Source organism: Sphingomonas sp. CCH9-E2 (assembly GCF_001557215.1).
Classification (GTDB): Bacteria; Pseudomonadota; Alphaproteobacteria; order Sphingomonadales; family Sphingomonadaceae; genus Sphingomonas.
Genome location: NZ_LSJM01000068.1, coordinates 1 through 4393 on the forward strand (window position 1 = coordinate 1; position 4393 = coordinate 4393).

Here is a 4393-nt window from a genome sequence, read left to right on the forward strand (position 1 = left end):
CCGGCGTGCCCGCCGCGCCGCGCGCCGAACCCAGCCGCGTCTCGATCTCCTGGCCTTCATAACCTGCGGCAAGCTTGACGCTGCCGCCCGGCAGATCGACGATCGACCCGTTGAGCCGCGCTTCATAGCCGTTGAAGTCGTTCAGCGTCGGCGACAGCGTCAGGAAGTTGCTGATCGCCAGCAAGGTTGCGGCGGAGGTGCGGCCCAGACCGTAGGGGTCGAACGCGGTCGCCGGGTTGCTGCTCGCCAGCGCCGCGTTGAGCGCGGTCGCATTCAGCCCGCGCACCTGGTCCGATTGGTCGTTGCCGCGGCCATAGGTGAACAGCCCCTCCAGCTCCCAGTCGCCGGGCAGCTTGAACCGCACACCCGGCGTTACCTGCCAATTCTCGGCAAAGCCGCGCGAGACGTCGCGGGGCAGGTCGTTGCGGAAATTATAGTCGATCGTGTAGCTCGTGCCGGTAAAGCCGGTCGGACGGACGAACCAGGCATTGGTCTGCGGCACGGTCAGCGTCGAGCTGAAATAGGCCGGTAGCCGCTCATATTCGCGCTTGCTGTAAAAGCCGTCGGCGAACACCGTAAACCAGTCGGTGACCTCGAACGTCGCGGTACCGTTGACCGAGTTATAGGTCTGCTTCGGAAACAGATCCTGCCCGACCAGATCGTCGCAGCTGTTGACCGTGCCGGCAACCAGGCTGCCGACATTGGCCGGGGTCAGCTGGCCCGGCATGGCATAGGATACGCCGCCAGCGCGCAACGTGCCGGGTGCGCAACGCGTGACGCGATAGTCGTTGCCGCCAAACGCGCGCTGATCGGAGCGAAAGAAGGCGCGGTCGTCGCCGCTCAGATTCGACCGGCGCGAATGCTCATAGGCCAGCATCACCTGGCCCCGGTCCCACACTTTCCCGACCGCGACACCGACCTGATATTCGTCGAAATCCGCGCCCCAGCCGCCGCGCGCGGTCGCCTCGATGCCGTCGAGCGAGCGGCGCGGGATCAGGTTGACGACGCCGGCAATCGCGTCGGAGCCATAGATCGCCGATGCGCCGTCCGCGACGACCTCGACCCGCTCGAGGCCGAGCGTCGGGATGACCGAGGGTTCGAATGCGCGGCTGTTGTTCACCGCGCGGTGCCCGTCGACCAGGATCAGCGTCGCATAGGGTCCGATGCCGCGCAGGTTGATCGTGTTGCCGTAGGTGATGTTGCCGCTGCCGCCGCTCTGCGCGCGCGAATTCTCGCTGACGCCCAGGTCCAGCACCTGCGGGATCTGCTGGATCAGGCGATCGGTGCTGAGCGCGCCGGCCGCCTCGATATCGCCGCGATCGACAGAGATGACAGTCGAGCCGACCGGGGCTGCGCCGCGCAGGCGGCTGCCGGTGACGATGATTTCAGAGGATGCTTCGGGGTCCGGCTGCTGCGTATCGGGGCCGGAGCCGCCGTCTTGTGCCATCGCAGGCATCTGGGTCGCCAGCATGATCGCCAATACGCTTCCGGCACAGCGCAACCCACGTCCGAATCCAGCCATTGCATCCTCCCACCATGTCTTGGTCGTTATCGACTCGAATAGATATGATCATAAACAATCCGTATCGTCAACGTTATGCCGCTGGACGGATGCCCGCATTGACGAAGTGGCTGAAATCGTGCTCACGCTTGCGCCATGTCAGGGGAACAGGAACAGGTCGGCGCGCTCGGTCCGCTGGTCGGCTATCATTTGCGGCGTGCCTTCGGAGCCTTTGCGGCGGATTTCGCGGCGGCGATGGAAGGGACCGGGATGCGTCAGGTGCTGGTCGGCATCCTGGCGGTGGTCTCGGGCAATCCGGGGATCAATCAGGGCGCGGTCGGCCGCGTCCTGGGCATCAAGCGCGCCAACATGGTGTCGCTGATCAACGAACTGGTCGATCTGAAGCTGATCGCGCGCGTCGTCGATCCCAGCGACCGCCGCGCCTTTTCGCTGACCGTCACCGACGCCGGGCGTGCGATGCTGACCGATTGTCTCGCGCGGATCGAGGCGCATGAGCGCGAGATGCTGGCCGGCCTGAGCGAAGCGGAGCGCGCGACGTTGCTCGATTTGCTCGGTCGGATCGAACGGCGCGATCCGACGGCGGGTTAGTTCTGCAATTCTCCCCTCCCGCTTGCGGGAGGGGCCGGGGGAGGGGCTGTCAGATCAGGCGCCGTTCCTTGTGGACAGGCCCTCCCCTAACCCCTCCCGCGAGCGGAAGGGGACTTAATCCGCCAGAATCAGCGCGTCGAGTGCGACCACGCCCTCGCCCCTGGGATAGACGACCACCGGGTTGAGGTCGATCTCTCGGATCGAAGGCGTGCCCGCCAGCACGCGACCGAGGCCCGCGATCAGCGCCGCCACGGCATCGACATCCAGCGCGGGCGACCCGCGATAGCCGTCGAGCAGCGCACCTTGTTTGAGCGCGCGCAGCTCCGCGACGATCGCGCCATGGGTCAGATCGTGCGGCAACAACCGGACGTCGTGCAGCAGCTCTGCCGTCACGCCGCCGAACCCGGCGAGGATCACCGGCCCCCATTCGGGGTCGTTGCGCGCACCGATGATCAGCTCGACCCCGCGCTTGCCCATCGCCTCGATCTGCGCCCCGTCGAGCGCGATGGCGGCGTCATAGGCGGCGACATTGGCGAACAGCCGCTCCCATGCTGCATCGAGCGCGGCATCGTCGGCGATGTTCAGGATCACGCCGCCCGCATCGCTCTTGTGGCTGAGCTCGGCCGACTGCGCCTTGATTGCGACCGGGTAGCCGACGCGGGCGGCGATCGCTTTCGCTTCACCTGCGCTTGCCGCGAACCCGCCAGAGGGGAAGGGGATGCCGACCGGGGCGAGCAGCTGCTTGGCGCGATATTCGGGAATTACGCCAGACGGCAGTTCGAGCGTGACCGGTGCTGCCTCCGCAGTCGCGAAATCGCGCTCGGCCAGCTTGCCCAGATGCCGCAGCGCGCGAAATGCGCGGTCGGGCGAGGGGAAGTAGGGCACACCGATCGCGCGCAGTCCGGCGATATACTCGGTCGGCACCTCGGCCCCGTCATCGATTCCGGCGAAGATCACCGGCTTGTCCGGATTGAGCGCCGTCACCGCTTCGATGATCGCCGGGAATTTGCGTGCGCAGGTCGCCGGGTCGGTCTGAATGATCCCGAACACCAAAGCCGCGAAATTGTCGTCGGCCAAAAGCGGGATCAGCGTGCGGCGATACAGGTCGGGATCGACCAGCGCCTGCGCCGTGAGGTCCATCGGGTTGGATACGGGGATGAAGTCGGGGATCGCCGCGCGCATCGCCTCCGCCGTCGCGCCAGCCATCGCGGGCAGGTCGAGGCCGATACTCTCGGCCAGATCCAGCGTCAGCGCCTTGAACGCGCCGCTCTCGGTCAGCACTGCGGTGCCGCCGCGCCGCACCGGCTTGGCCCGCACCGCGAGTTCGGTAACATCTCCCAGCGCCTCGAGGCTGTCGACCAGCACAACGCCAGCGCGCTCGACCTTGGCCTTCATCAGCTGCCAGTCGCCGGCCATCGCGCCGGTATGGGTCGCGGCACTTTCCCGCGCGGCGCTCGACGTGCCGGGATGGAGCAGCACGATATGCTTGCCCGCCGCGCGTGCCTTTTCGGCGAGCGCAAGAAACCGCGCGGGCTTGCGGAACTGCTCGACGATCATCGCGATCGCCGGGGTTGCCGGATCATCGATCAGGTACTCGACATAATCCTCGACGCCCGAGGCCGCCTCGTTGCCGGTCGAGACGGACACGGTGATGCCCAGCCCCTTGCTCATCAGCGTCGCGCCCAGCACGACCGCCATCGCGCCCGACTGGCTGACGATGCCGACTGCCGGCTTGCCGGTGAGGTCCAGCACCGGCGTCTCGACAAAGGTCAGCGGCACGCCAGCCGCGTAGTTGACCATGCCAAGGCAGTTCGGCCCCTCGACCACCATGCCGTGCTCGTGCGCGATCCGCGCCACCTCGGCCTGCGCGGCCAGCCCTTCCTCGCCGCCTTCGGCAAAGCCCGCCGAAAAGATGATCGCTGCGCCCACGCCGCGCGCTGCCAGCGCCTGTACCGCGCCCAGCACTGCCGGGCCAGGGATCGCGAGCACGGCCGCATCGACGCCCTCGGGTAATTCATCGATCGACTTGAGGCACGGCCGCCCCTCGATTTCGTCGCGCTTGGGATTGATCAGGTGGATGTCGCCCGCAAAGCCATGCCGCTCAAGGTTCTTGAGCACCGAGTTGCCCAGCGCGCCGGGCGTGGGGGATGCACCCACGATCACGACCGAGCGGGGGGAGAGCAGGCGGGAGAGGTCGGGCATCATATCCTCGATGGTGGAATCGGTGATCACCCTCACCCTTCCGGCGCTTCGCGCCTCCCTCCCTCTCCCAATGGGAGAGGG

The 4393-nt window shown here is 67.0% G+C and carries 3 protein-coding genes; 1 reads left to right on the forward strand and 2 read right to left on the reverse strand.

Going from position 1 to position 4393, the window contains the following annotated elements:
* Positions 1-1522, reverse strand: a 1522-nt coding sequence (locus AX681_RS03820; RefSeq protein WP_156456031.1) for a TonB-dependent receptor plug domain-containing protein, incomplete at its 3' end; no start/stop codon positions are given.
* Between the two features lie 135 nt (positions 1523-1657).
* Between AX681_RS03820 and AX681_RS03825 the strand changes: the two genes are divergently transcribed.
* A complete protein-coding gene (locus AX681_RS03825; protein WP_066664551.1) occupies positions 1658-2110 on the forward strand; it encodes a MarR family winged helix-turn-helix transcriptional regulator in 453 nt (150 codons plus the stop codon).
* Positions 2111-2224: 114 nt separating this feature from the next.
* Here AX681_RS03825 and AX681_RS03830 read toward each other — a convergent pair whose 3' ends face one another.
* A complete protein-coding gene (locus tag AX681_RS03830) occupies positions 2225-4315 on the reverse strand; it encodes an acetate--CoA ligase family protein (RefSeq protein ID WP_066664554.1) in 2091 nt (696 codons plus the stop codon).
* Between the last annotated feature and the right edge of the window lie 78 nt (positions 4316-4393).

Bases quoted from the DNA above. Each gene is read 5' to 3' on its own strand.
- AX681_RS03825 (WP_066664551.1), top strand. From the start codon at position 1,658: ATGTCAGGGGAACAGGAACAGGTCGGCGCGCTCGGTCCGCTGGTCGGC.
- AX681_RS03830 (WP_066664554.1), bottom strand. From the start codon at position 4,315: ATGATGCCCGACCTCTCCCGCCTGCTCTCCCCCCGCTCGGTCGTGATC.